At 56.5% G+C, this 25,400-nt stretch carries 26 protein-coding genes; 3 read left to right on the forward strand and 23 right to left on the reverse strand.

What is annotated here, in order from left to right:
• Window positions 1-3: 3 nt before the first annotated feature.
• The 15 genes from hisP to pdxB all read right to left on the reverse strand — a co-directional run bounded on the left by hisP (window position 4) and on the right by pdxB (window position 14,076).
• Entirely contained in the window at window positions 4-777 is a 774-nt protein-coding gene (hisP, locus tag FU672_RS04635) for a histidine ABC transporter ATP-binding protein HisP (protein WP_045354320.1), read from the reverse strand.
• 8 nt (window positions 778-785) lie between these two features.
• On the reverse strand, window positions 786-1,502 hold the full coding sequence (locus FU672_RS04640; RefSeq protein WP_014071132.1) for an ABC transporter permease: 717 nt from the start codon (window positions 1,500-1,502) through the stop codon (window positions 786-788).
• Entirely contained in the window at window positions 1,499-2,185 is a 687-nt protein-coding gene (locus FU672_RS04645) for a histidine ABC transporter permease HisQ (RefSeq protein ID WP_148242343.1), read from the reverse strand. Before FU672_RS04645 ends, FU672_RS04640 begins: the two co-directional genes overlap by 4 nt.
• An 88-nt stretch (window positions 2,186-2,273) precedes the next feature.
• Window positions 2,274-3,056, reverse strand: a complete 783-nt coding sequence (hisJ, locus tag FU672_RS04650; protein WP_023336423.1) for a histidine ABC transporter substrate-binding protein HisJ — start codon at window positions 3,054-3,056, stop codon at window positions 2,274-2,276.
• Window positions 3,057-3,282: 226 nt separating this feature from the next.
• Window positions 3,283-4,065, reverse strand: a complete 783-nt coding sequence (gene argT / locus FU672_RS04655; RefSeq protein ID WP_148242344.1) for a lysine/arginine/ornithine ABC transporter substrate-binding protein ArgT — start codon at window positions 4,063-4,065, stop codon at window positions 3,283-3,285.
• Between the two features lie 291 nt (window positions 4,066-4,356).
• Window positions 4,357-4,926, reverse strand: a complete 570-nt coding sequence (locus FU672_RS04660) for a UbiX family flavin prenyltransferase (RefSeq protein ID WP_148242345.1) — start codon at window positions 4,924-4,926, stop codon at window positions 4,357-4,359.
• 89 nt (window positions 4,927-5,015) lie between these two features.
• Complete coding sequence (gene purF / locus FU672_RS04665) at window positions 5,016-6,533, reverse strand: amidophosphoribosyltransferase (RefSeq protein WP_148242346.1); 1,518 nt, start codon at window positions 6,531-6,533, stop codon at window positions 5,016-5,018.
• A gap of 33 nt (window positions 6,534-6,566) precedes the next feature.
• Window positions 6,567-7,055: a colicin V production protein gene (gene cvpA, locus FU672_RS04670; protein ID WP_000262116.1), complete on the reverse strand. Its 489-nt coding sequence runs from the start codon at window positions 7,053-7,055 to the stop codon at window positions 6,567-6,569.
• A 228-nt stretch (window positions 7,056-7,283) separates the two neighbouring features.
• Window positions 7,284-7,970, reverse strand: coding sequence for a cell division protein DedD (gene dedD / locus FU672_RS04675; protein WP_063145402.1), 687 nt, complete (start codon window positions 7,968-7,970; stop codon window positions 7,284-7,286).
• Window positions 7,960-9,228: a bifunctional tetrahydrofolate synthase/dihydrofolate synthase gene (gene folC, locus FU672_RS04680; protein ID WP_148242347.1), complete on the reverse strand. Its 1,269-nt coding sequence runs from the start codon at window positions 9,226-9,228 to the stop codon at window positions 7,960-7,962. Before folC ends, dedD begins: the two co-directional genes overlap by 11 nt.
• A 70-nt stretch (window positions 9,229-9,298) precedes the next feature.
• Window positions 9,299-10,204, reverse strand: coding sequence for an acetyl-CoA carboxylase, carboxyltransferase subunit beta (gene accD, locus FU672_RS04685; protein WP_063145400.1), 906 nt, complete (start codon window positions 10,202-10,204; stop codon window positions 9,299-9,301).
• A 154-nt stretch (window positions 10,205-10,358) separates the two neighbouring features.
• Entirely contained in the window at window positions 10,359-11,018 is a 660-nt protein-coding gene (locus FU672_RS04690) for a DedA family protein (protein WP_134347754.1), read from the reverse strand.
• Window positions 11,019-11,046: 28 nt separating this feature from the next.
• Window positions 11,047-11,859 (reverse strand): tRNA pseudouridine(38-40) synthase TruA, encoded by an 813-nt coding sequence (gene truA / locus FU672_RS04695; RefSeq protein WP_023312566.1) that lies wholly within the window; start codon window positions 11,857-11,859, stop codon window positions 11,047-11,049.
• Window positions 11,859-12,872: an aspartate-semialdehyde dehydrogenase gene (locus tag FU672_RS04700; RefSeq protein WP_148242348.1), complete on the reverse strand. Its 1,014-nt coding sequence runs from the start codon at window positions 12,870-12,872 to the stop codon at window positions 11,859-11,861. Before FU672_RS04700 ends, truA begins: the two co-directional genes overlap by 1 nt.
• A 67-nt stretch (window positions 12,873-12,939) precedes the next feature.
• Window positions 12,940-14,076 carry a 4-phosphoerythronate dehydrogenase PdxB gene (gene pdxB, locus FU672_RS04705; RefSeq protein WP_148242349.1) on the reverse strand — a complete coding sequence of 379 codons (1,137 nt, stop codon included), beginning with the start codon at window positions 14,074-14,076 and terminating at the stop codon, window positions 12,940-12,942.
• Window positions 14,077-14,189: 113 nt separating this feature from the next.
• On the opposite strand from pdxB, the gene flk reads away from it, so the two are divergent.
• Window positions 14,190-15,194, forward strand: a complete 1,005-nt coding sequence (gene flk / locus FU672_RS04710; RefSeq protein ID WP_148242350.1) for a flagella biosynthesis regulator Flk — start codon at window positions 14,190-14,192, stop codon at window positions 15,192-15,194.
• Window positions 15,195-15,284: 90 nt separating this feature from the next.
• Here the strand turns inward: flk and FU672_RS04720 are convergent, their stop codons facing one another.
• On the reverse strand, window positions 15,285-16,463 hold the full coding sequence (locus FU672_RS04720; RefSeq protein ID WP_148242351.1) for an MFS transporter: 1,179 nt from the start codon (window positions 16,461-16,463) through the stop codon (window positions 15,285-15,287).
• Window positions 16,464-16,671: 208 nt separating this feature from the next.
• Window positions 16,672-17,889 (reverse strand): beta-ketoacyl-ACP synthase I, encoded by a 1,218-nt coding sequence (gene fabB / locus FU672_RS04725; protein ID WP_148242352.1) that lies wholly within the window; start codon window positions 17,887-17,889, stop codon window positions 16,672-16,674.
• Window positions 17,890-18,047: 158 nt separating this feature from the next.
• Between fabB and mnmC the strand changes: the two genes are divergently transcribed.
• On the forward strand, window positions 18,048-20,045 hold the full coding sequence (gene mnmC, locus FU672_RS04730; protein WP_148242353.1) for a bifunctional tRNA (5-methylaminomethyl-2-thiouridine)(34)-methyltransferase MnmC2/FAD-dependent 5-carboxymethylaminomethyl-2-thiouridine(34) oxidoreductase MnmC1: 1,998 nt from the start codon (window positions 18,048-18,050) through the stop codon (window positions 20,043-20,045).
• Between the two features lie 86 nt (window positions 20,046-20,131).
• On the opposite strand, the gene FU672_RS04735 is transcribed toward mnmC, so the two are convergent.
• From FU672_RS04735 to prmB, 6 genes are read right to left on the reverse strand one after another with little or no spacing between them, the layout of a single operon-like run.
• Window positions 20,132-20,407, reverse strand: coding sequence for a YfcL family protein (locus FU672_RS04735; protein WP_028013966.1), 276 nt, complete (start codon window positions 20,405-20,407; stop codon window positions 20,132-20,134).
• Between the two features lie 13 nt (window positions 20,408-20,420).
• Window positions 20,421-20,966 carry an elongation factor P hydroxylase gene (locus FU672_RS04740; RefSeq protein WP_148242354.1) on the reverse strand — a complete coding sequence of 182 codons (546 nt, stop codon included), beginning with the start codon at window positions 20,964-20,966 and terminating at the stop codon, window positions 20,421-20,423.
• A complete protein-coding gene (locus tag FU672_RS04745; RefSeq protein WP_148242355.1) occupies window positions 20,966-21,775 on the reverse strand; it encodes a sulfite exporter TauE/SafE family protein in 810 nt (269 codons plus the stop codon). The genes FU672_RS04740 and FU672_RS04745 overlap by 1 nt, the downstream gene beginning before the upstream one ends.
• Window positions 21,775-22,599, reverse strand: coding sequence for a penicillin-insensitive murein endopeptidase (gene mepA, locus FU672_RS04750; RefSeq protein WP_134347744.1), 825 nt, complete (start codon window positions 22,597-22,599; stop codon window positions 21,775-21,777). The genes FU672_RS04745 and mepA overlap by 1 nt, the downstream gene beginning before the upstream one ends.
• Window positions 22,600-22,601: 2 nt before the next feature.
• Window positions 22,602-23,687, reverse strand: a complete 1,086-nt coding sequence (aroC, locus tag FU672_RS04755) for a chorismate synthase (RefSeq protein WP_148242356.1) — start codon at window positions 23,685-23,687, stop codon at window positions 22,602-22,604.
• A gap of 60 nt (window positions 23,688-23,747) precedes the next feature.
• The gene (gene prmB, locus FU672_RS04760) at window positions 23,748-24,680 is read right to left on the reverse strand and encodes a 50S ribosomal protein L3 N(5)-glutamine methyltransferase (protein WP_008502612.1); all 933 of its coding nucleotides are present in this window, start codon (window positions 24,678-24,680) and stop codon (window positions 23,748-23,750) included.
• A gap of 145 nt (window positions 24,681-24,825) precedes the next feature.
• On the opposite strand from prmB, the gene smrB reads away from it, so the two are divergent.
• Window positions 24,826-25,377, forward strand: a complete 552-nt coding sequence (smrB, locus tag FU672_RS04765; protein ID WP_042718983.1) for an endonuclease SmrB — start codon at window positions 24,826-24,828, stop codon at window positions 25,375-25,377.
• The last annotated feature ends 23 nt before the right edge of the window (window positions 25,378-25,400 follow it).

Below are 25,400 nucleotides of genomic sequence, written 5' to 3' on the forward strand. Positions count from 1 at the left end.
AATCTACTTCAAAGACCCCTTCAGGAACTGCTGCAAACGCGGACTTTGCGGGTTCGCCAGCACCTCGTCCGGATGCCCCTGCTCTTCAATTTTCCCCTGATGCAGGAAGATAACGTGGTTCGAGACGTTACGGGCGAAGCCCATCTCGTGCGTCACCACCACCATCGTTTTGCCCTCTTCGGCCAGCTTCTGCATGATGCGCAGCACTTCGCCAACGAGTTCAGGGTCCAGCGCGGAGGTCGGTTCGTCGAACAGCAGCACCTCGGGTTCCATCGCCAGCGCGCGCGCAATGGAGACACGCTGCTGCTGACCGCCGGAGAGATGCACCGGGTATTTCATCTGCTGGCGCTCGTCGATACCCACTTTCGCCAGGTATTTCACCGCGCGCTCGCGGGCTTCCTGCTTGCTCAGGCCAAGCACCTGAATCGGCGCTTCCATTACGTTCTCCAGCACCGTCATGTGGCTCCAGAGGTTGAAATGCTGGAACACCATCGTCAGGCGCGTACGCAGCAGGCGCAGCTGGTTTTTATCCGCTACCTTCAGTTGGCCATCTTTGTCACGGACCAGATTAATATTCTGCCCGCTCACCACGATCGAGCCTTCACTCGGCTTTTCGAGGAAGTTAATACAGCGCAGGAAGGTACTTTTACCCGAGCCGGATGAGCCGATGATACTGATCACGTCGCCCGCATTCGCCTGCAGCGACACCCCTTTCAGCACTTCATGTTCGCCGTAGCGTTTGTGCAAATCAATAACGTTTAATTTGTTCTCAGCCATCATCTTTCTCAGTGCGTCGAAGAAGGTTTTATATGCTGCAACCAGCGTTTTTCAGCCTTACGGAACAGGCTAATCAAAACATAAGAGATAATTAAATAGAGCACCGCCGCAATGCCAAACGCGGTAAACGGCTGATAGGTCGCGGAGTTAATATCGCGCGCGATTTTGAGCAGATCCGGCACCGTCGCAGTAAAGGCGAGCGCGGTGGAGTGCAGCATCAAGATCACTTCGTTACTGTACGCCGGTAACGCGATACGCAGTGCCGACGGCAGAATAATGCAGCGGTAAAGTTTCACTGAGGAAAAGCCGTACGCGCGCGCCGCTTCAATTTCACCGTAAGGGACAGAGCGAATTGCCCCGGCGAAAATCTCGGTGGTGTAGGCACAGGTGTTGAGCGTCAACGCCAGCACCGTACAGTTCAGACCGCTGCGGAAGAACGCATTCAGCATCTCAGTGCCTTTTACGATCTCAAGCGTGTACATCCCTGAATAGAACACCAGCAGCTGCACGTACAGCGGCGTACCGCGAAACACGTAGGTAAACAGCCAGATCGGGAACTGGATAAATTTATTGTTCGACACGCGGCCAATGGCAAGAAACACCGCCAGAACGCCGCCCATCACCACGGAGGAGATCAGCAGCCAGAGCGTAATCGCCACGCCGGTAAAGCGGTAGCCATCCGTCCACAGCAGCGATTTCCAGTATTCCTGAATAATCTCAATCACAGGTCAGCCCTCTTCACACCCACGGAGTAGCGACGCTCGAGCAGAAGCAGCACACCATTGGAGACGGTCGTAAAGACCAGATAAATCACACCGCAGACCACCGCAAAGTAGAACGGCTCCCAGGTGCTCTTGCCCGCCAGCTGAGTCGCTTTAACGACGTCTTCCAGGCCGAGCAATGAGACCAGCGCTGTCGCTTTGAGGATAACCTGCCAGTTGTTGCCGATGCCCGGCAGCGCAAAACGCATCATGGCCGGGAACATAATCCGACGAAACGTTTGTGAAGAGGTAAAACCAAATGCGGTTGCCGCCTCAATGTGGCCCTTCGGCACGGCCATGTAGGCGCCGCGGAAGGTTTCGGTGAAGTAGGCACCGTAGATAAAACCGAGGGTAATAATACCGGCCACCATCGGGTCGATATCAATTTGTCCCATGCCCATCGCGTCCGTTACGCTGTTAAGCGCAATCTGCAGACCGTAAAAGATAAGCAGCATCAGCACCAGATCGGGAACGCCGCGAATAAGCGTGGTGTAGCCTTCAAATATTAGCGCCAGCGGTTTGTTAGCCGAAAGCTTCGCCCCTGCGCCTGCCAGACCTATCAGCACCGCCAGCACCACGGAGCTGATAGCCAGCTCAAGGGTGACAAGCGCGCCCTGTAAAATAACGCCAGAAAATCCGTACAGCATACCGCGAGCCCTGTCGTATCGTGAGTGGTGGAACCGTGTCTTTTCCCCTCCCACTGCGGGAGGGGCCGCACGTTATTTGACGGGGCGATTAGCCGCCGTAAACATTAAAATCAAAGTACTTTTTCGCCAGCTTGTCGTAGGTGCCGTCAGCGCGCATTTCAGCAAACGCTTTGTTCAGCGCCTCACGCAGCTCGTTGTCTTCTTTGCGCAGGCCCATACCGGTGCCCACACCAAACAACTTCACATCCTTAATGGACGGGCCGCCAAACTTGTAATCTTTACCCACCGGCGTCTTCAGGAAGCCTTCGCTTGCCGCGACTTCATCCTGGAATGCCGCATCAATTCGGCCTGCCGTCAGGTCAGCGTAGATATTTTCCTGGCCCTGATAGGAGACAATTTCAATCCCCTTCGGCGCCCAGTGTTCGTTGCCGTAGGTTTCCTGCGTGGTGCCCTGCAGCACGCCGACGCGTTTGCCTTTCAGGGACTCCAGCGTTGGCTGAATGTCAGAAGCTTTAGCCACTACCAGACGAGAGTCGGCCGCGTAGAGTTTGTCGGTGAAGGCAATCTCCTGCTGGCGTTTTTCGGTGATGGAGAGCGAGGACATAATCACGTCGATTTTTTTCGCTTTCAGGGACGGGATCAGCGCATCCAGCGGGTTCTCAACGTAGGTACACTGTGCTTTGATGCGTTTGCACAGTTCATTGGCGAGATCGATGTCAAAACCCACCAGTTCACCCTTTGAATTCTTCGATTCGAACGGCGCATAGGTTGGATCGGTACCAATCCGAATTTTCTGCGGAATGGCTGCGAATGCCGCGGTGGCGCTGGAAAAAGCCAGCACCAGAGATAGTGACAACACGAGTTTTTTCATATTTGTCCTCAACAAACTGTCTTCATACGGGATTTTTACGACGACGGGGTGGTGCTAATGTGCCATCAATCCCCTCTGTCAGGCAAAGACTAATGCCCTTCAGGCGGGAATTTTTGCATTATAAATGCGTAAGTATGCACAAAGCGATCCAATACAGTGCAATTAATGCACTGCATTGGGTCAACCGCTCCCGTAACGCACCTTTGCGGTGCGTTAGCGCCAGGTATTATTCACCGTATACGTTGAAGTCGAAGTATTTCTTCGCCAGTTTGTCGTAAGTACCGTCTTTACGCAGCTCTGCAAAGGCTTTGTCGAAGGCGGCTTTCAGCTCGGTATCATCCTTACGCAGGCCAATACCGGTGCCGTCACCAAAGTACTTTTTGTCTTTCACAGACGGGCCCGCAAACGCGTAATCTTTCCCCGCAGGCTGTTTCAGGAAGCCTTCGCTCGCGGCGACTTCGTCCTGGAATGCCGCATCCAGACGGCCTGCCGACAGGTCAGAGTAAATCAGATCCTGGTTCTGGTAAGCCACCACGTCTACACCCTTCTCACGCCAGTTAGCATTGGCATAACCTTCCTGAGTCGATCCCTGAAGCACGCCGACATGCTTGCCTTTCAGCGAATCGATGGTTGGCTTGATAGGGGAACCTTTTGGCGCAATCAGGCGAGAATCCGCGGCGTAGAGCTTGTCAGAGAAGGCAATCTCCTGCTGACGTTTTTCGGTGATGGAGAGAGAAGAGATAATGGCGTCGATTTTCTTGGCTTTCAGCGACGGGATTAACGCGTCAAAGTCGCTGCCCACCCATGTGCATTTCACCGCAATGCGTTTGCACATTTCATTTCCCAGATCGATATCAAACCCCACGAAATCGCCTTTCGCATCCTTAGAAGAGAATGGCGCGTAGGTTGCGTCTGTACCGATACGAACTGTCTGTGGAAGCGCTGCGTAGCTACCTGCTGCCGCACTTAACCCCACGAGCAAAGACAGAGCCAGAACCGTCTTCTTCATACATTTACCCTCAAGTACCGTGATTTTATTATGTATTGTGTTGTGTGTTGTGTTGCAGGCTTCATCTTGCAGGTCTTATGCCACATTGCCGTCTGGTCAAAACTTCGACGTTAAATATGTTAATAAAACGTTTCGATATTGCCTTAATGGTGAAAGATAGCAGGTCTGCCGAACGAACCGGAAAGAGAAAAAGGGAAAAAACGAATTAAATGTCGAGGATATGATCGCCGTTGCATAATTGCCCTGAAACAGGGCGACGTCTCTTTTCATGCACTCTGTTTGTGCACAGAATCAGGCCCCTTGCCAGCGGGTGAAGAGATTTTCAGGCAGGTCGATGTCAAACTGATCCAGCACGCGGTTAACGGTCTGATTAATCACGTCATCCAGCGATGTTGGGCGATGATAAAACGCCGGTGCCGGCGGCATGATGATGGCTCCAAGCTCAGCGGCCTGGGTCATCAAACGCAGATGGCCCAGGTGCAGCGGCGTTTCCCGCACGCAGAGCACCAGAGGACGACGCTCCTTCAGCACCACATCCGCCGCGCGCGTCACCAGGGTATCGGTATAGCTGTTCACAATACCGGAGAGCGTTTTAATTGAACAGGGCAGGATAACCATGCCAGCTGTTTTAAACGAGCCTGAGGAGATGCTGGCGGCGATATCACGGGCATCGTGAACGACATCCGCCAGTGCCTGAACATCGCGCAGGGAGAGATCGGTTTCCAGAGAGAGGGTCTGCCGCGCCGCCTGGCTCATCACCAGATGGGTCTCGACTTCCGCCACGTTACGCAGAACCTGTAACAGACGTACGCCGTAAATCGCGCCGCTGGCGCCGCTGAGCCCAACAATGAGTCGTTTCATGATTTTCGCCCTTACTGATTTCAGGGCTGACTGTGCAGGATTTTTCGGGGAGTTGCAAGTGAGGGCATTCGCCCTCACTTGCCGGAGCATCAACCTTCGTTGTGCATCTCTAAGCTTTCAAGATCGTTCTGCAGCTGGACGGCTTTCGCATCGTCGTTGCGCAGCGAATCAAGATAGTCGAGGTACTGCTGGTCAACGTCTTTGGTCACGTAAATACCGTTGAACACGGAACATTCGAACTGCTGAATTTCGGGGTTCTCGGCACGCACCGCATCGATGAGATCGTTCAGATCCTGGAAAATCAGGCCGTCGGCACCGATGATCTGGCGAATTTCATCCACTTCACGGCCGTGAGCGATCAGCTCGTTGGCGGTTGGCATATCGATGCCGTACACGTTCGGGAAGCGAATCTCCGGCGCAGCAGAGGCCAGGTAGACTTTCTTCGCACCCGCTTCGCGCGCCATCTCGATAATCTGCTCAGAGGTGGTGCCGCGAACGATGGAGTCATCCACCAGCAGAACGTTCTTGTCACGGAATTCCGCGCGGTTGGCGTTCAGCTTGCGGCGCACGGACTTACGGCGCAGATGCTGGCCCGGCATGATAAAGGTGCGGCCAACGTAGCGGTTCTTCACGAAGCCCTGACGGTATGGCTTATCCAGAATGCGGGCGATCTCCAGCGCGATGTCGCAGGACGTTTCCGGGATAGGAATAACCACGTCGATGTCGAGATCGTCCCACTCGCGGGCAATCTTCTCGCCCAGCTTCGTGCCCATGTTAACGCGCGCGCTGTAGACGGAAATCTTGTCGATGAAGGAATCCGGGCGGGCAAAGTAAACGTATTCAAACAGGCACGGGTTGCTGACCGGGTTATCGGCACACTGGCGGGTAAACAGCTGGCCTTTCTCGGTGATGTAGACCGCTTCGCCCGGCGCAACGTCACGCAGGAACTCAAAGCCCAGGGTATCCAGCGCCACGCTCTCAGAGGCAACCATATATTCGGTACGGCCATCGCCGAGGTCGCGTTTGCCGAGCACCAGTGGACGAATGCCGTTTGGATCGCGGAAGGCCACCATACCGTGACCGATGATCATCGCTACACAGGCGTAAGCGCCGCGGATCTGGCGATTTGTCGCGGCAATCGCAGCAAAGATGTTGTCAGCTTCCAGCGGATAGTGACGGAAGTTATCCAGCTCGCTGGCGAACACATTGAGCAGGATTTCAGAATCAGAGGTGGTATTAATGTGGCGACGTTTCTCTTCGAACAGCTTTTTACGCAGCTCATGCGCGTTGGTCAGGTTGCCGTTATGAGCAAGGGTGATGCCATACGGTGAGTTGACGTAGAAAGGCTGTGCCTCAGAGGCGCTGGAACTGCCAGCAGTAGGATAACGAACGTGACCGATCCCCATATTACCTTGCAGACGCTGCATATGGCGGGCTTCAAACACATCGCTTACCAGGCCATTCGCCTTGCGTAAACGGAAGCAGTTGTTTGCATCAATGGTGATGATACCCGCAGCATCCTGCCCACGGTGCTGAAGCACCGTTAACGCGTCATAAATCGACTGGTTTACCGGCATGAAACCGGCGATACCGACAATACCGCACATTCGTCTTTTCCTCGTTAAGCCACATCTCAGGGTTTATGCCCTGGGCAAAAAACTCGACGAGCTTTGCAGATAGTCAAAGAACCATCTGATGATGAAGCTGAACTCTGGAATGAGCTGCGATTTCTGCCAGTCTTCGCTTTTGGAGAACCCGGTGAAGGTATCCAGGAAAAACAGGATCGCAGCCACAATCAGCACGCCTCGTAATGCCCCGAAACAGATCCCGAGCACCCTGTCCGTTCCTGACAGACCGGTTTTCTCGACCAGCTGACCTATCACGTAATTCACGATAGCGCCGACAATCAACGTCGCGATAAACAGCACCGCGATAGCGATTCCATTTCGGACCAGTTCATCTTCAAAGCCCGTGAACCAGACAGACAGGTAAGTGTAGTAATGACTGGCGACAAAGAAAGCACAACCCCAAGTCACCAGCGATAACGCTTCACGAACAAAGCCACGGATCAGGCTAACCAGACAGGAAAAACCAATCACCGCAATGATGGCGTAATCAATCCAGACCATATGTGTCCCACGATTTAACGCCCTGTCATCCAGTTCGGGGCGAATTCTAACAGAAAAAGAAAACGTTTGCGTAGGGATTTCCTTCCCGCGCGTAAATAAAAAAGGCGCTGAAAAAATGTTCAACGCCACGGTCCATTTGACGTCTCTGTGGACGTCTGCTCCCCCCTCACCCCGGCCCTCTCCCTCAAGGGAGAGGGAGCTAACCACTCCAGGATGGGTAAGATCTTATCAGTTCGCGCTGTAGCCCATCACCACACCGCTCAGGCCGGAGATCTGCTTCAGCTCACCGAGCGAACCTTTAAGCTTATCTTTGGACGCTTCTGGCCCCACGAGGATACGGGTAATTTTACCCTGCACCGGCGTGGAAGGTGAAGTGTAAACACGATATCCCGCACTGCGCAGTTTGCTCACGACCTCGTTGACTTTGTCGGCGTTTTTCAGCGCACCCAGCTGCACAACGTAAGCCTTTCCGGTCGGTGCCGCGTCTTGTTTTGCCGGCGGTGGGGTTTCTGACGCGGCAGCCAGCTGCTCTGCGGCTTTATCCCGCTGCGGTTTCGGCTGCGGCTTCTCAACCGGCTTCGGTTTTTCAACAGGTTTAGGCTGCTCTACCGGCACCGGATCGATATCGCTGTTGCTCGCTGCCGCCAGGCGAGACGGATCGAGCGACGGTGCGGCGGCATCGCCTGCACGGACCTCTTCCGCCGCCCCTTCCGGCGGCTGAGCAGGCAGCGCCTGCGTCGCCGCAGGCAGCATATCCGGCTCATCGCGGTCACCCGGTTTCGGCACCAGCGGAATAGCGGCAAACTCATCCTGATAATGCTTTTTCTGCCCGTCGAGCAGCCCGGGAAGAATAATCACCCCAAGCGCGACCAGCACAATGGTTCCTGTTAAACGGTTCTGAAACTTACTCGCCACCGGTTCTCCCCGCGTCCATCACTTCCATGACATGTGCCACCGTGTGGAATGAACCACACACCAGCACGGTATCTTCTGGTTTAGCATCCGCCATCGCGGCATGCCAGGCCTGAGCCACGCTACTATAGATTGCGCCTTTGCCGAGATGTTCCATCAACTGCTCAGCCGTCGCGCCGCGCGGCCCCTCCAGAGGAGCACAATACCAGCTATCGACCACACTCTCCATGCAGGCCAGCGTCCCGCCGATATCTTTATCATGAAGCATACCGATAACCGCCAGCACGCGCCCGGTTTTTGGTAACGATTTGAGACGTTCCGCGAGATACGCCGCCGCATGCGGATTATGCGCCACATCCAGAATCAGGCGCGGTGACTCGCTGACAATCTGGAAACGCCCGGGCAGAATGGCGTTCTCAATGCCGTCGCGGATCGCCTGCTCGCTGACCACGAGGCCACTGGCGCGCAGGGCCGCCAGCGCGGTTGCCGCGTTCGGCTGCGGTACCTGCGGCAGCGGCAGGTTGTCCAGCCCGCCCTGCGCATCGCTAAAGCGCCAGGCGTTACCCTGAACCTCATACTGCCAGTCAACGCCGCGGCGCAGCAGATGCGCGCCCTTCTCGTTTGCCACGTCAGCAATGGTATGCGGCATATCGGGCTCGCCGACCACGGCGGGTTTATTAGCCCGGAAAATACCGGCCTTCTCGCGACCAATGCTTTCACGATCCGGTCCCAGCCAGTCGATATGGTCCAGCGCGATGCTGGTGACCACCGCCACGTCCGCATCCACCATATTGGTCGCGTCAAGACGTCCACCGAGGCCGACCTCAAGAATCACCACATCCAGTTGCGCCTGTTTGAACAGCCATAGCGCCGACAGAGTGCCGTATTCAAAATAGGTTAATGAGATCTCACCGCGTGCGGCTTCAATTTCCGCGAACGACGCCGTATGCGCCGATTCCGGCAGTTCGCTGTTCTGCACCCGAACGCGCTCGGTGTAGCGGACCAGGTGTGGAGAGCTGTACACGCCAACTTTGTAACCCGCAGCCATCAGGACAGATTCCAGCGTACGGCAGGTAGTGCCTTTGCCGTTGGTGCCCGCGACGGTGAACACGAAAGGCGCCGGTTTGAGCACATCAAGACGCGCGGCGACCTGGCTTACGCGCTCAAGCCCCATATCGATGGTTTTACTGTGCAGATTTTCCAGATAAGAAAGCCACGCGGCCAGGGGCGACGTGGCTTGGGGAATGCTTTTATTTTCCATAATGCCCGGTTGTCATTAACAGATTAGAAAGCAAAAGGGCAGCGCCAACCGGCCCTGCCCTTTTCAGTTATCAGGCCTCGGGTTCCTGATCCGGTACCACCACGCCTTCGCGCGGCTCATCCGGGTTCGGCGCTGGCAGATTCATCAGCTTCGCCAGGACGCTCGCCAGCTTCAGGCGCATTTCCGGACGGCGGACAATCATGTCGATGGCGCCTTTCTCAATGAGGAACTCACTGCGCTGGAATCCCGGCGGCAGCTTTTCGCGAACGGTCTGTTCGATAACGCGAGGACCGGCAAAGCCGATCAGCGCTTTTGGCTCAGCGATGTTCAGGTCGCCCAGCATCGCGAAGCTCGCGGAGACGCCGCCCATGGTTGGGTCGGTCAGCACGGAGATGTACGGAAGACCGCGCTCCTGCATTTTCGCCAGCGCAGCAGAGGTTTTCGCCATCTGCATCAGCGACATCAGCGCTTCCTGCATACGCGCACCGCCGGAGGCAGAGAAGCAGATCAGCGGACAGTTGTCTTCCAGCGCCTGCTCTACGGCACGCACGAAGCGCGCACCGACCACGGAGCCCATTGAGCCGCCCATAAAGGCGAACTCAAACGCGGCGGCAACAACCGGCATCTCATGCAGGGTGCCTTTCATGACGATCAGCGCGTCTTTCTCGCCGGTCTCTTTCTGTGCAGAGGCCAGACGATCTTTATATTTTTTGGAATCGCGGAACTTCAGCACATCTTTTGGCTCGAGTTCGCTACCCAGCTCTACCAGAGAGCCTTCGTCCAGCAGGCTATGCAGGCGGTTGCGCGCCGACATACGCATATGGTGGTCACACTTAGGACACACCTCAAGGTTGCGCTCCAGCTCTGCGCGATACAGAACCTGACCGCAGCTATCACACTTCGTCCATACCCCTTCAGGAATGCTCGCTTTGCGCGTTGGGGTAATGTTGCTTTTAATTCGTTCAATCCAGCTCATTGATAACCTTTCTGCCTGAACCTGGTCGTATGCCAGTTTTGCTATAAGAGGCGAATAATGCCATTTTTGCCTCCAACAGACCATGAATGTTGCACATTAAAACATAACAGCCCGAAACTTTGGATAAAAAAGTGGTCGAACCGCCAGTGTGCATTTACTTCGCTTGTTTTGCTGCCGCACGTTTGTGACGAATGATTTCGATAACGCCCGGCAGTACGGAAAGCACAATAATCGCTACAATCAGTAACTTAAGGTTTTCCTGAACGATCGGAAGATCGCCAAACAGGTAGCCTGCATAGGTAAACAGCAGTACCCACAGCAGCGCGCCAACCACGTTGTATGCCGCAAAATGACGATAGGACATATGCCCCATTCCCGCCACAAACGGTGCAAATGTGCGCACAATAGGCACAAAACGCGCAAGGATAATGGTTTTTCCGCCATGGCGTTCATAAAACGCATGGGTTTTGTCTAAATAGCTGCGACGGAAAATTTTCGAATCAGGATTTCTGAAAAGCCGCTCACCGAACACCCGTCCAATCGTATAGTTGACCGCATCACCGACAATGGCGGCAATCACCATCAGTACAACCATAAGATGCACGTTCAGATCATTGGTGGGTAATGCCGATAACGCGCCGGCAACGAACAGCAGTGAATCCCCTGGCAGGAATGGGGTAACGACCAGACCGGTTTCACAAAACAGGATGAGGAACAGAATGGCGTAAACCCAGACGCCATACTGCGCGACCAGCTCCGCCAGGTGAACATCAATATGCAGGATGAAATCAATTAAAAAACGAATTACGTCCATATTGTCTAAACCCTAATTGCACCTTTGTTTAGTCCGCTAAAAATAGCGGACCCATTGGCGGTTTCGGCAGGTCAAACCGATCCGGATAGTCTACCGAGACCAGATACAACCCTTCCGCTTTCGCCGTGGCTGCCGCAAGCGTTCTGTCCTTCGCTGCAAGCAGGTCTGCAATCCAGCTCTCCGGCTGGTGTCCGGCACCCACTTCCATCAGGCTGCCCACAATATTCCGAACCATATGATGTACAAAGGCATTGGCTTTGATATCCACCACCACATACGCGCCAAAACGGCTGACGTTTATGTGCATGACGTTGCGCCACGGCGTGCGGGACTGACACTGCACCGCACGAAACGACGTAAAGTCATTTTCACCAATCAGACACTGCGCCGCACGATGCATACGTTCTGCATCAAGCGGTTCATAAAAATGCGTCACGCCCTGGCTTAACACTGCCGGACGCAGGCGCTGGTTGTAGATGACATAACGGTAGCGACGCGCCGTGGCGCTGAAGCGCGCGTGAAAATCATCCGGCACAGCTTTTACCCAACGCACCGCAATGTCACCAGGCAAATTCGCATTTACACCCAGCGTCCAGGCGGCATCCTTACGCACGGCGGTAGTTTCAAAGTGCACCACCTGCCCCGTGCCGTGAACACCCGCGTCCGTCCGTCCTGCGCACAGGACGTTAATCGGCTCATTTGCCACCTGAGAGAGCGCTTTCTCCAGCTTCTCCTGGACGCTACGCACCTCATTCTGACGCTGCCAGCCATAATATTTACTGCCATCGTACTCAATTCCGAGGGCAATTCTATGGACCGGCTTTTGTTCCACATCTGACATCAGTACAGGTACTCCTGCACCAGTTTTTCAGCGATCTTGACCGCCATCAGCGCACCGCCAAAGCGAACGTTATCGGCAACGGACCAGAACTGAACCTGCTCCGGCATACCGTAATCGTTACGCACGCAGCCTACGGAGATATGCGCACTCCCGGTGGCATCGCCCACCTGGGTCGGGAACTCGCTCTCTTCAGAAAGCACGATGTCTTCACCGCGGCCAAACGCATCGCGCGCCTCTTCTGCTGCCAGCGGACGCAGCGCTTCAAAACCAACCATCTGCGCGTGGCCGTAGAAGACCGGGGACTGCACGACGTTCGCGGAGATCATCAGGCCATCGTCCTGCAGAATTTTACGCACTTCATCGACGATACGACGCTCTTCGCGTACGGAACCCTCGCGATCCGGCAGCAGCGGCAGCATGTTGAACGCCAGCTGGCGGCCAAAGAAATCATCTTCATCAATCGGGATACCGTTCAGCAGCTTTGCGCTCTGCCCGGCCAGCGCGTCAACAGCCTTTTTACCGTTCGCGGACGCGGACAGCAGGCTGGTGACGATAATGCGCGACAGGCCGCCGTCGTCGATCAGCGGTTTCAGGGCGGTCAGCAGCTGGCTGGTCAGGCTGCCTGGAACCGCAATGACGTTTCGGTTGCGGTAGTCAGCCAGCACAAACGGGTTCACGTCCGGCACCACCAGCGGCACATCCGGCTCCATTGAGAACAGGCCGCTCAGGTCGATCACCAGGCAACCTGCGTTGGTCGCCTCTTCAACGTACGCAGCAGTCGCTTCAGCGCCCGCGGCGAAAAACGCCAGCTGCGCCTGCGTCCAGTCGAATGCTGCCGCGTCCTGGACCATGACGGATTTACCGTTAAAACGCAGATGTTCACCTGCACTGTCGGTACGCGCCAGCGCATAGATGTCGCCCACCGGGAACTGACGCTCAGCAAGGGTTTCGAGCAGGGCTTCGCCCACGGCACCCGTGGCACCTAAAATGGCAATGTTCCAGCCTTCAGACATGGTGGTTTACTCCAGAAATAAAAAAGCGTCCCTGTCGGAGTATCCGACAGGGAGCATTAAGAAGACATTAATGCGCCGGGTGATGAACGGCGTTAAACCCAAGTTTATGCAGCAGCGTCGCCGCCGACGCGTCGTCGCACATCACATACAGGGAAGACCACTCGCGGCGCTCAACATAGTTCTTGCGCAGCTTATCAAACTCACCCGGGATCCCCGCCGCTTTACGCAGCAGCGCATCATCGCGGCGCACATCATACACCAAATGCACCAGCCTTTTCAGCGTTGCCTGATCGAGCGGGCCATACAGGGTAATGCGGCCAAATTCAGGCGCGGGGAGTAAGGTATCCAGCGCTACCTGCTGAGGATGGCCGATAAAAGCGCTGTAGGCCTCGAAGACCTGCGTCGTGCCGCGAGCTTTCCCCTCGAGGGTGTAACCGGCGATATGCGCCGTGCCCACGTCCACCTTGTTAAGCAGCTCAACGCTGAGATCCGGCTCCGGCTCCCAGACGTCCAGCACCACGCTGAGGTCTTGTCCTTCGTTCAGACATGTCAGCAACGCGGCGTTATCTACGACCGGACCACGGCAGGCATTTATCAGAATAGTGCCAGCCTTCAGACGACGGATCAGCGCCTCGTCAGCAAGATGCAGTGACTTATACGGCCCCTCTTTAAACAGCGGCGTGTGGAAAGTTAGCACATCGCACTGTTCGACCAGCTCATCCAGCGAGCGGAAATCCCCGTCATCGCCGTTGTCTTTGCGCGGCGGATCGCACAGCAGCGTGCGGATCCCTAACGCTTCAAGGCGCTTTTGCAGGCGCCCGCCGACGTTACCCACGCCGACAATCCCCACGGTGCGGTCTTTCAGCGCAAAACCGTCGCGCTCGGCCAGCATCAGCAGCGAGGAGAAAACGTATTCCACGACAGCAATGGCGTTACAGCCCGGCGCGGCGGAAAAACCGATACCAGCCTGCGAAAGCCATTTATCATCCACATGATCGGTCCCTGCGGTTGCGGTTCCGACGAACTTAATCGCTTTACCGGCGAGCAACGCCTCATTTACTTTGGTCACCGAACGCACCATCAGCGCGTCTGCGTCATCCAGTTCGTTGACCGGGATCGGGCGACCAGGGACAGCCTTAACGTTACCCAGGCGGCTAAACAGCTCACGGGCATAAGGCATATTTTCATCAACGAGGATTTTCACATCTGAGTACCTGTTTGAGAGGAAGAAAACCTGCCAAGTGTGCCATAATCTGGCCGCCAGGCATATACGTATACCTGGTTTACGCTGAGTTTTGACTTTAAGGATTTTTGACGATGCAGCCCATTTCAGGTACGCCGCCACGCCCTCCGGGTGAAGGCCCTGTCACGCCAAACGTTGCCGGTGAACAACCGCTATCCACGCAACAGCGCACCGTGCTGGAGCGACTGATCACGCGCCTGATTGCGCTGACTTCGCAGCAAAACGCGGAAGTCTGGGCCGGGGTAAAGCATGATTTAGGCGTGAGGAACGACGCACCGCTGCAGTCGCGTCATTTCCCAGCTGCCGAGCAAAACCTGAACCAGCGTATCAATACCGCGCAGCAGAACCACACCACGCGCCAGATTGTCGCTCAGTTGACGGAGCTGCTGGGCCAGGGAAATAACCGCCAGGCGGTGAGTGATTTTATTCGCCAGCAGTATGGTCAGACCGCGCTGGGCCAGCTGACACCCGACCAGCTCAAAACCGTGCTGACCCTGCTGCAGAACAACGAGCTGTCTATTCCGCAGCCTCAGGTGCGCCAGGCGACCGAGCGTCCGCTGCTGCCTGCCGAGCACAACACGCTCAAGCAGATGGTGACAAAACTGGCTGCGGCCACTGGCGAACCGACGAAGCTTATCTGGCAATCCATGCTGGAGCTGTCCGGCGTGAAGGCGGGTGAGCTGATCCCGGCCAAACAGTTTACTCATCTGGTGACCTGGCTCCAGGCGCGCCAGACGCTCAGCACCCAGAATGCCCCTACCCTGCATACCGTCCAGGCGGCACTGAAACAGCCGCTTGAGCCGCACGAGTTCGACGTGATTCGGGATTACGCCCAGCAAAACTGGCAGGCCACACCGCAAACTGTACTGACCACCGCGCAGGTGCAGGATCTGCTCAATCAAATCTTCGTTCGCCGCGCCGAGCGTGAAGGCGGCGTGCCGGAGGTGAGAAACATTCAGCCGATCTACAGCCCGCTCTTTGCGCCAGTCGTCGAGACGTTCAGAACACTCTCTGCGCGTCCGGGATTGATGTTTATTGCATTAATGATTGCACTGGCGATTTTCTGGCTGGTTGCCTGAAGTTTTGCCCGGTGGCGCTACGCTTACCAGGCCTACAACAGCTCGAACCGTAGGCCGGGTAAGGCGCAGCCGCCACCCGGCAACAAACAGTTAGGTTCTGCGAAACGCCACCAGCGTCACCACGATCCCAACCACCGCAGAAACCGCACCGGCCAGAAAGACGGACGGATAACCAAACGAGGTGGCTAACACCCCGGCCAGCGGCCCGGTTATTCCGTATGAGATATCCTGAAACGCCGCATAGCCGCCCAGCGCTGTACCGCGCACCTGTGGGGCAACGCGCTTCACCACTTCAACGCCCAGTGCCGGGAAGATCAGTGAACAGCCGCATCCGGTCAGCGCCGCACCAAGTAGTGCAACGGATGCCACGGGTGCATTCCACAGCAGCAGCAGTCCCACGGTCTCTATCATCAGCGACGCGACCGCGACCTTCACGCCGCCGAAGCGATCCGGCATCCAGCCAAAAAGCACGCGCATCAGCACAAACGCGCCGCCAAACGCGGTAAGCGTAAAACCGGCCATCGCCCAGCCGCGACTCATAAAATAGAGCGAGACGAAGGTACCAATCACCGCAAAACCCACGCCCTGCAACGCCAGACCAAGACCCGGCTGCCAGATCTGGCCAACCACGCTCCACAGGGAAGGACGCTCACCTTTGTGAGCGGGCACCTTACGCACCGAGCCGTTAAACGCCCACGCCAGCAGGGGTAAAACCATCGTGGTTGCGGCCAGCGCCGCAAATCCAAACTGGCTATTAATAAGCAGCCCAAGCGGTGCACCGGCGGCCAGCGCGCCATAGATGGCCATGCCGTTCCAGGACATCACCTTGCCGGAGCGTGCAGGCCCCACCAGACCCATTCCCCAGGTCAGGGTGCCGGTCAGCAACTGGCTTTCACCAAAGCCAAGGATTAAGCGGCCCAACACCAGCAGCGCAAATTTATACGCGGCGTCTACGGGCAGGAGAGCCGCCAGCAGCCATGCGCCGCCCGCCAGCGCACAGGCAAACATCCCCTGTAACGCCGAACGTTTTGCACCGTGCTGATCCGCCAGCCGTCCGGCGTAACCGCGGGTTAATACCGTGGCTAAAAACTGAATGCCCACGGCAATGCCGACCATGGTGTTGCCATAGCCCAGCTCCTGATGAACGAACAGCGGGATCACCGGCAGCGGCAGACCAACGGTCATATAGGTCAGAAATACCGCAAAAGCGATACGGAACAGCGAGACGTTCGCTGAAGGAGTTGTTTCTGTTTGAGTTATTGCAGTCATGCTTTACTCCGAAATGAAGAGTAAGGCGGGGAAATGGCCACGCCCCCTCTACCTGATTATCAGGATTAAGGCGCGTTGGTTGACGTTAAACGCTTACGCATTATCGTGAGGATAATGTTGAGTGGTGGAGTTTGCCTGTGAGATCAGCCGCTTGTCAATGCATAAAAAAGGGAGCCTTATGGCTCCCTTCCTGAATCAAACTTAAAACTTATGCTTTCAGCTTACGCATAACCAGCGTGGCGTTGGTGCCGCCGAAGCCGAAGCTGTTTGACATGACGGTGTTCAACGTCGCGTCCATTGGCTTGGTCACGATGTTCAGGCCAGCAGCCTGCTCGTCCATCTCATCAATGTTGATGCTTGGGGCGATAAAGCCGTTTTCCAGCATCAGCAGAGAGTAGATCGCTTCCTGCACGCCAGCCGCCCCCAGAGAGTGACCGGTCATGGCTTTGGTCGCGGAGATCGCCGGACTGTTGTCACCGAAGACTTCACGGATCGCACCCAGCTCTTTCACGTCGCCTACCGGAGTAGAGGTACCGTGGGAGTTCAGGTAGTCGATTGGGGTATCAACGCCGTGCATCGCCATCTTCATGCAGCGCACCGCGCCTTCGCCAGATGGCGCAACCATGTCGGCGCCGTCAGACGTTGCACCGTAGCCCACGATCTCAGCATAGATATGAGCGCCACGTGCCAGGGCATGCTCCAGCTCTTCAACCACAACCATACCGCCGCCGCCAGCGATAACGAAACCGTCACGGTGCGCATCATAGGTACGGGATGCTTTATCCGGGGTTTCATTGTACTTGGTGGACAGTGCGCCCATCGCGTCGAATTCACAGGCCATTTCCCAGCCCAGCTCTTCGCCGCCGCCAGCAAATACGATGTCCTGTTTACCCAGCTGGATCTGCTCAACAGCATTACCGATGCAGTGTGCGGAAGTCGCACACGCGGAGCTGATGGAGTAGTTCACACCGTGGATTTTGAATGGGGTCGCCAGGCATGCGGAAACCGCAGAACCCATGGCTTTGGTGACCACGTACGGACCTACTGCTTTCAGACCACGCGGGCTACGCATTGCGTCAGCGCCGAATACCTGCGCTTTGGATGAGCCGCCGGAACCAGCGATCAGACCCACGCGCGGGTTGTTCTGATAAACCTCTTCACTCAGGCCAGCATCTTTGATCGCTTCCTGCATGGAGAGATAAGCATAAATAGAGGCATCGTTCATGAAACGAACCACTTTGCGGTCAATCAAACCGGTGGTGTCCAGTTTGACGTTACCCCATACGTGGCTACGCATACCTGAATCTTTAAACTCTTCAGAGAAAGTGATCCCGGAGCGTCCTTCACGCAGAGATGCCAGGACTTCCTGCTGGTTATTACCGATGCTGGAAACAATGCCCAGGCCAGTAATCACTGCACGTTTCATTCAATACCTCTGTAAGTCGCACTATAGTAAGTTTCGAGTCGCACAATAGCGTACACTTGTACGCCGAACAAGTCCGATCAGACATTTTCTGCGGAAATTTGCACCGATGGACTCACATCGTTAAGATCGTGCCACTGCCTGTCAGACGAGTAACTTACGTGAAACAAAACGCTATACAACCCGCCAACCTCGAATTCAACGCTGAGGGTACACCTGTTTCCCGAGATTTTGATGACGTCTATTTTTCTAATGATAACGGACTTGAAGAAACCCGCTATGTTTTCCTCGACGGAAACCATCTCAGCACCCGCTTCCCGGAGCATCCGCGGAGCCTGTTTGTGGTCGCGGAAAGTGGATTCGGCACCGGGCTGAATTTTTTAACCCTCTGGCAGGCGTTTAACCAGTTTCACGCTGCACACCCTGAGGCTACGCTACAAAGATTACATTTCATCAGTTTCGAAAAATTCCCGCTCACCGCGCACGATCTGCGACTCGCTCATCAGCGCTGGCCAGAGCTAGCTGCGTGGGCAGAGCAGCTCCAGGCGCAGTGGCCGCCTCACATCGGCGGCTGCCACCGTCTGATTCTCGACGGTGGACGCGTGACGCTGGATTTATGGCTCGGCGACATCAACGACCTGACCGATACGCTTGATGATTCGATGAATCAGAAAGTCGATGCATGGTTCCTGGACGGCTTTGCCCCCGCCAAAAACCCGGACATGTGGAGCCAGCATCTGTTTAGCGCGATGGCGCGGCTGGCGCGTCCTGGCGCGACGCTTGCCACCTTCACCTCAGCGGGCTTTGTCCGCCGCGGGCTGCAGGATGCAGGCTTTACCATGCAGAAGACCAAAGGCTTTGGCCGCAAGCGCGACATGCTGGTCGGCAGGATGGATCAGACGCTGGACATTTCCGCTCAGGCGCCCTGGTTTGCACGCCGCGCCAGCACATCACGTGAGGTGGCGATAGTCGGCGGGGGGATCGCCAGCGCCCTGCTGTCTCTCGCGCTTCTCCACCGCGGCTGGCAGGTCACGCTCTACTGTGCTGACGACGCGCCAGCAAACGGCGCGTCCGGCAACCGCCAGGGGGCGCTCTACCCGCTTTTAAGCGCGCACGACCCGGCCCTGTTCCGGTTTTTCCCGGCGGCGTTTACCTTCGCTCGTCGTCTGTACGACGCCCTGCCGGTGGCGTTCGACCATGACTGGTGCGGCGTGACGCAGCTCGGCTGGGATGAAAAGAGCCAGCAAAAAATCACGCAGATGCTGTCGCTGGGCCTGCCTGACGAGATTGCCCGCGCGGTCAGTGCACAAGAGGTGGCAGACACCGCTGGCGTACAAACCGGGTGTGGGGGCATTCAGTATCCGCTCGGCGGCTGGCTGTGCCCGGCTGAACTGACCGCGGCGGTCATTGCCCTGGCGCATTCTCGCGGGCTGACGGCGCATTATGCGCACACCGTTGAATCGCTGAGCCGAAGCGAGCGCTGGAATCTGCGTTTTGCTGGTGGCAAAGAGGCGAGCCATGCCAGCGTTGTGTTGGCAAACGGACATAACATCAATCAGTTTATCCAGACAGAGACGTTGCCGGTTTATCCGGTCGGCGGCCAGGTAAGCCATATTCCTTCCGCGCCCGAACTGAGCAAACTGCGTCAGGTGCTGTGCTATGACGGCTATCTGACGCCGCAAAATCCGTCTAACGGCCATCACTGCATCGGGGCCAGCTATCATCGTGGCGAGACGGATATGCGCTACAGCGAAGCGGATCAGGCGCAAAACCGCCAACGCCTGATTGACTGTTTCCCGGATGCGGCGTGGGCGCAAGAGGTTGACGTCAGCGAGGGGGCAGCGCGCTGCGGCGTGCGCTGTGCCACCCGAGATCATCTGCCGATGGCGGGAAATGTGCCGGACTACGAAGCGACGCTTGAGGCCTATCAGGACCTTGCTGATAACCGGGATAAAGCGGTAAGCGCGCCGGTTTATCCGGAGCTGTATATGCTGGGCGGGCTGGGCTCTCGCGGGCTGTGTTCTGCACCGCTGCTGGCAGAAGTCTTAGCCGCGCAAATGAGCGACGAGCCGATTCCACTGGACAGTGTTACGCTTGCTGGGCTGAATCCGAATCGCTTGTGGGTAAGGAAACTGCTGAAGGGGAAGAAGGTTAAGTAGGGTGCGGTCTGAGGCCCTCACCAATAGGGCTGAGGGGATATTCGTAGGCCCGGTAAGCGTAGCGCCACCGGGCGAAATACGATGAATTAGCGTTTAGCTTGCTGGAACAAATTGTCCCACATGCCCAGCACCAGAGACTGGTCGCGCGGAGAGAGTTCCCCGGCCAGAATGGCTTTTTCCAGACTGCGAGTGACTTCAGCGTGAACAGCGTCGGCAGAGTGATCGTCACCCGCTTCCAGCTCGGCTACCGCGAGCGTCAGGTGACCACGCAGATAACCGCTGGCGAACAGCTCATCATCACTGGCGTGTTCCACCATGTCATCAATTAACGCCAGAATGCGTGATTCAAATTCTGCGATCATCTTCTTTCCTCTGTTAAAGATCTTCCGGCCAAGGGAAGCATTCCGCCGTGATCACCGGCGTGTGGTAATAATTCTGTAAGGCCCCGATCAGGCGTGCCGGACGTTCCGGGATGCCTTTCTCAAGATATTCCATCACCTGCGCATGAACGCGGCGCTGGAAGACGATACGGTCTGGCTCGAAGTCGCCTTCGAGGTTGTCACAGCTAACGTTGAACGGGAAACCCGCCGCGACGCAGAATAGCCATTCCAGCGCCTGCGGTTTCACCTCCACATCTTCAAACTGCCCCTGCGTTGCGGCGTCACGCCCGTCCGGACAGTACCAGTAACCGAAGTCCACCAGCTCGCGCCGCGCTTTCCCCGCGATGCACCAGTGCGAAATCTCGTGCAAGCCGCTGGCATAAAAGCCGTGGGCAAAGACGATGCGGTTATACGAAACCTCTGCATCAGCAGGAAGATAGATCGGTTCGTCGTCGCCTTTAATCAGACGGGTATTAAAATCATCAGCAAAACAGCCGTCAAAAATCTCAATCAGCTGTTCGTATTTATGCGTACTGTTCATTAGTGCATCCCCAACCAGGTGAGGATCTCCTGTCCATGGCTGTCATAAAGCAGTTTGGCGCTCATTACGGCCGAGACGATGACGATCATCGGGCGAATAAGTTTTTGTCCTTTGCTTAACACCAGACGCGAACCCGCGCGCGCGCCCAGGAACTGCCCTGCCATCATCACAAATCCGGTTGCCCAGATGACCTTGCCGCCAATGATAAACAGCAGCAGGCCGCCGACGTTTGAGGTCGCGTTGAGCACTTTGGCATGGGCGGTGGATTTGGCGAGGTTAAACCCGGCCAGCGTCACGAACGCCAGCGCATAAAATGAACCGGCCCCCGGCCCGAAGAAACCGTCGTAAAAACCCACACAGCCCCCGGCGATCAGGGCAAACGGCAGGCCGTGCAGACGACGCTGTCGGTCTTCTTCACCGAGCTTTGGCATCAACAAGAAGTAAAGCCCGATGCAGATGACCAGAATCGGCAGGATCTGGCGCAAAATATCGGACTGCACGTGCTGAACCAGCAGCGCGCCCGACGTGGAGCCGATAAAGGTCATCAGGATATTGAGCTTCTGATCAGCCAGGCTCACCACCTTGCGGCGGATAAAATAGAGCGACGCAGAGAGCGAGCCGCCGCAGGCCTGAAGCTTGTTGGTGGCAAGCGCCTGGGCAGGGCTCATCCCCACCGCCAGCAGTGCCGGAACGGTCAGCAAACCGCCCCCACCCGCCAGGGCATCGATAAAGCCAGCCAGCATGGCCACAAAGAACAGCACCACCAGCAGCAGCGGTGACACCATAAACAGATCGACGAAATTATCCATTAAAGTACATGCTCATCCAGTAGCGCCTGGCAGGAAGGCGGCAACGGAGGCGGTGTCTTCTTCTCAGGCTTAGAGGTTCCAGGTTTTGCCGGCTCAAACCAGCTTTGCAGTTCCGCACCACAGCCATCGCCTGGCGGAGGTAGCGGCTGATCTTCACATTCCAGGCTATTCGCCGGGCAGCGCAGACGAACGTGCATGTGCGCACGATGCTGGAACCACGGGCGCACTTTGCGCAGCCAGTCGCGATCGGTTCCTGCATCCAGGCAGAGCTGCTGCTTGATGGCCGGATTAACGAAAATCCGCGTGACGTCGTTATCTTCTGCCGCCAGCTTGATCATGCTGGATACATCCCGCGTCCACAGGGACGGCACAACGCGCTTACCGTCGCTCGCCACCAGATCCAGCGCCTGCGGTTTCAGCAGTTGGGCGGACGTCCAGCGGGCTTTCGGTAGCTGCAGGAAGATATCGACATCCAGTCCGGTTTGGTGACTGGCGTGCCCACCGTTAAAACGCCCGCCGGCAGGCATTCCCATATCGCCAATCAGCATCGTGCCCAGCCCCAGGTTATGTACCTGATTTCCCAGACGCTGGATGAACAGCACCAGATCTGGATGGCCGAAATAACGTCGCTGATCGGTGCGCATCACCTGATAGGTATCAGACTGAAGAGGAAGCTCCTGGGCACCGACGATACAACCGTTCGAAAAGGCGCCAATGGACTGCGCGCTCCCCGCCACCGGGTGGGTGATTTTTTGCCATGGCGTCGCGGCCAGACTGGCTCCACTGACCAGCAGCGCCAGCAGAGCAATTGCAGTTTTTTTCATGTTTACCAGCGTGGAATGGTCGTCGTCACATCCGCATTCTGCGCGCGCTGGCGCAGGAAGTGATCCATCAGCACGATCGCCAGCATCGCTTCTGCGATCGGCACCGCGCGGATCCCCACGCACGGATCGTGACGTCCTTTGGTGATCATCTCAACTTCTTCGCCATCGCGGTTAATCGTGTGGCCCGGCACGGTGATGCTGGAGGTCGGCTTCAGCGCGATGTTGGCAACAATCTGCTGCCCGCTGCTAATACCGCCCAGAATGCCGCCCGCATGGTTGCTCTGGAAGCCCGCCTTTGTGATTTCGTCGCGGTTCTGACTGCCGCGAAGCTGAACCACGTCAAAGCCGTCGCCAATCTCTACGCCCTTCACCGCGTTGATGCTCATCAGCGCGTGGGCAATGTCGGCGTCGAGACGGTCGAATACCGGCTCGCCCCAGCCAGCCGGGACGCCGTCGGCCACCACGGTGACTTTCGCTCCAATGGAGTCGCCCTCTTTTTTCAGGCCGCGCATCAGTTCGTCCAACGCGTCAAGTTTGTCAGCATCGGCGCAGAAGAACGGGTTTTGCTCGACCTGTTCCCAGTCTTTGATCGCCAGCGGAATGTCGCCCATCTGGGTCAGGCAGCCGCGAATGACGATGCCAAATTTCTGCTGCAGGTATTTCTTAGCAATCGCCCCTGCCGCTACGCGCATCGCGGTTTCACGCGCGGAAGAACGTCCGCCGCCGCGATAGTCGCGGAAGCCGTACTTTTGTTCGTAGGTATAGTCGGCGTGGCCCGGACGGAAGACGTCTTTGATGGCGCCGTAGTCCTGGGAACGCTGATCGGTGTTTTCGATCAGCAGACCAATGCTGGTTCCGGTGGTGCGGCCTTCAAAGACCCCGGAGAGAATTTTTACCTGGTCCGGCTCGCGACGCTGCGTGGTGTAGCGAGAGGTGCCCGGACGACGACGGTCGAGGTCGTGCTGTAAATCGGCTTCGGTCAGTTCGATGCCTGGCGGTACGCCATCAACGATACAGCCCAGCGCCAGCCCGTGTGATTCCCCAAAGGTGGTCACGCGGAATACCTGTCCAATACTGTTTCCTGCCATCACGGCTCCGATGTTGTTGTTTGTGTTTGAGCGTTGTGAAACGGGCCGAAGCCCGCTGGATTAATCTTTATAGATGCTGAAGTGTTCGCGCGCGTCGAGCAGCTGCGCTTTGGTCAGCATAAAGACGCCGTCACCGCCGTTGTCGAACTCAAGCCAGGTGAACGGCACATCCGGGTACTGCTCTATCAGATGTACCATGCTGTTGCCCACTTCACAAATCAGAACGCCGTCGTCGGTCAGATAATCCGGCGCGCAGGCCAGAATGCGGCGCGTCAGCTTCAGGCCGTCAGATCCTGACGCCAGACCCAGCTCCGGCTCGTGGCGATATTCGTTCGGCAGATCGGACATGTCTTCCGCATCGACGTACGGCGGGTTGGTGACGATCAGATCGTACTGCAGCGTCGGCAGATCGCGGAACAGATCGGAGCGAATTGGCGTAACGTGATGGATCAGGCCGTGCTCTTCAATATTGTGCTCGGTCACGGCCAGCGCGTCGGTGGAGATATCAACGGCGTCCACTTCCGCTTCCGGGAAGGCGTACGCGCAGGCGATGGCAATACAGCCGCTGCCGGTACACATATCCAGAATGTGCTGCGGCTGATGGCCGATCAGGCCTTCAAAGTGGTTGTTAATCAGCTCGCCAATCGGCGAGCGCGGCACCAGCACGCGTTCATCAACATAAAATTCGTGGCCACAGAACCAGGCTTTGTTGGTCAGATAAGCGACCGGGATACGCTCGTTCACGCGGCGGATCACGCGCTCCACGATACGGTGTTTTTCGCTGGAGGTCAGGCGCGCGGTACGCATGTCTTCCGGAATATCCAGCGGCAGGTAGAGGGACGGCAGCACCAGCTGCACGGCTTCATCCCACGGGTTATCGGTACCGTGACCGTACCAGATATTGGCGGCGCTGAAGCGGCTAACCGACCAGCGCAACATGTCCTGTATGGTATGCAGCTCGTTTACTGCTTCATCGACAAATATTTTATCCACTCTTTCCTCCAGGGCATGCTCGCATAATTTTCGGCGGCTAGTTTGCCATGAAGACGGCGATAAATCAGCAATGACGCGTCTCGCTTGAGGTTAAAAAATGCGTTTAGTCGGGTACACTATCGGAAATACGAGATGAGAATGACGAATGAAAAAGAAAACATCGCTCAGTGAGGAGGATCAGACGCTCTTCCGACAGCTAATGACCGGGACGCGTAAAATCACGCAGGACACCATTGTCCATCGTCCGCAGCGTAAAAAAATCAGCGAAGTACCGGTCAAACGACTTCTGCAGGAGCAGGCGGATAACAGCCACTATTTTTCAGATGAATTTCAGCCGCTGCTCAATACGCAGGGGGCGGTGAAGTACGTCCGCGAAGACGTTAGCCATTTTGAACTGAAAAAGTTACGTCGCGGGGATTATTCGCCGGAGCTGTTTCTCGATCTCCACGGTTTAACGCAGATGCAGGCGAAACAGGAGCTGGGGGCGTTGATTGCTGCCTGTCGCCGTGAACATGTTTTCTGCGCCTGCGTGATGCATGGTCACGGTAAACATATCCTCAAGCAACAGACGCCGCTGTGGCTGGCTCAGCATCCACACGTGATGGCTTTTCATCAGGCACCCAAAGAGTACGGCGGAGATGCCGCATTGCTGGTGTTGATTGAAGTGGAAGAGTGGCAGCCGCCAGAGTTGCCCTGACAGAATGGCGGGAAGCACATTGC

It is taken from the genome of Enterobacter asburiae (genome assembly GCF_008080435.1).
Classification (GTDB): Bacteria; Pseudomonadota; Gammaproteobacteria; order Enterobacterales; family Enterobacteriaceae; genus Enterobacter; species Enterobacter asburiae_C.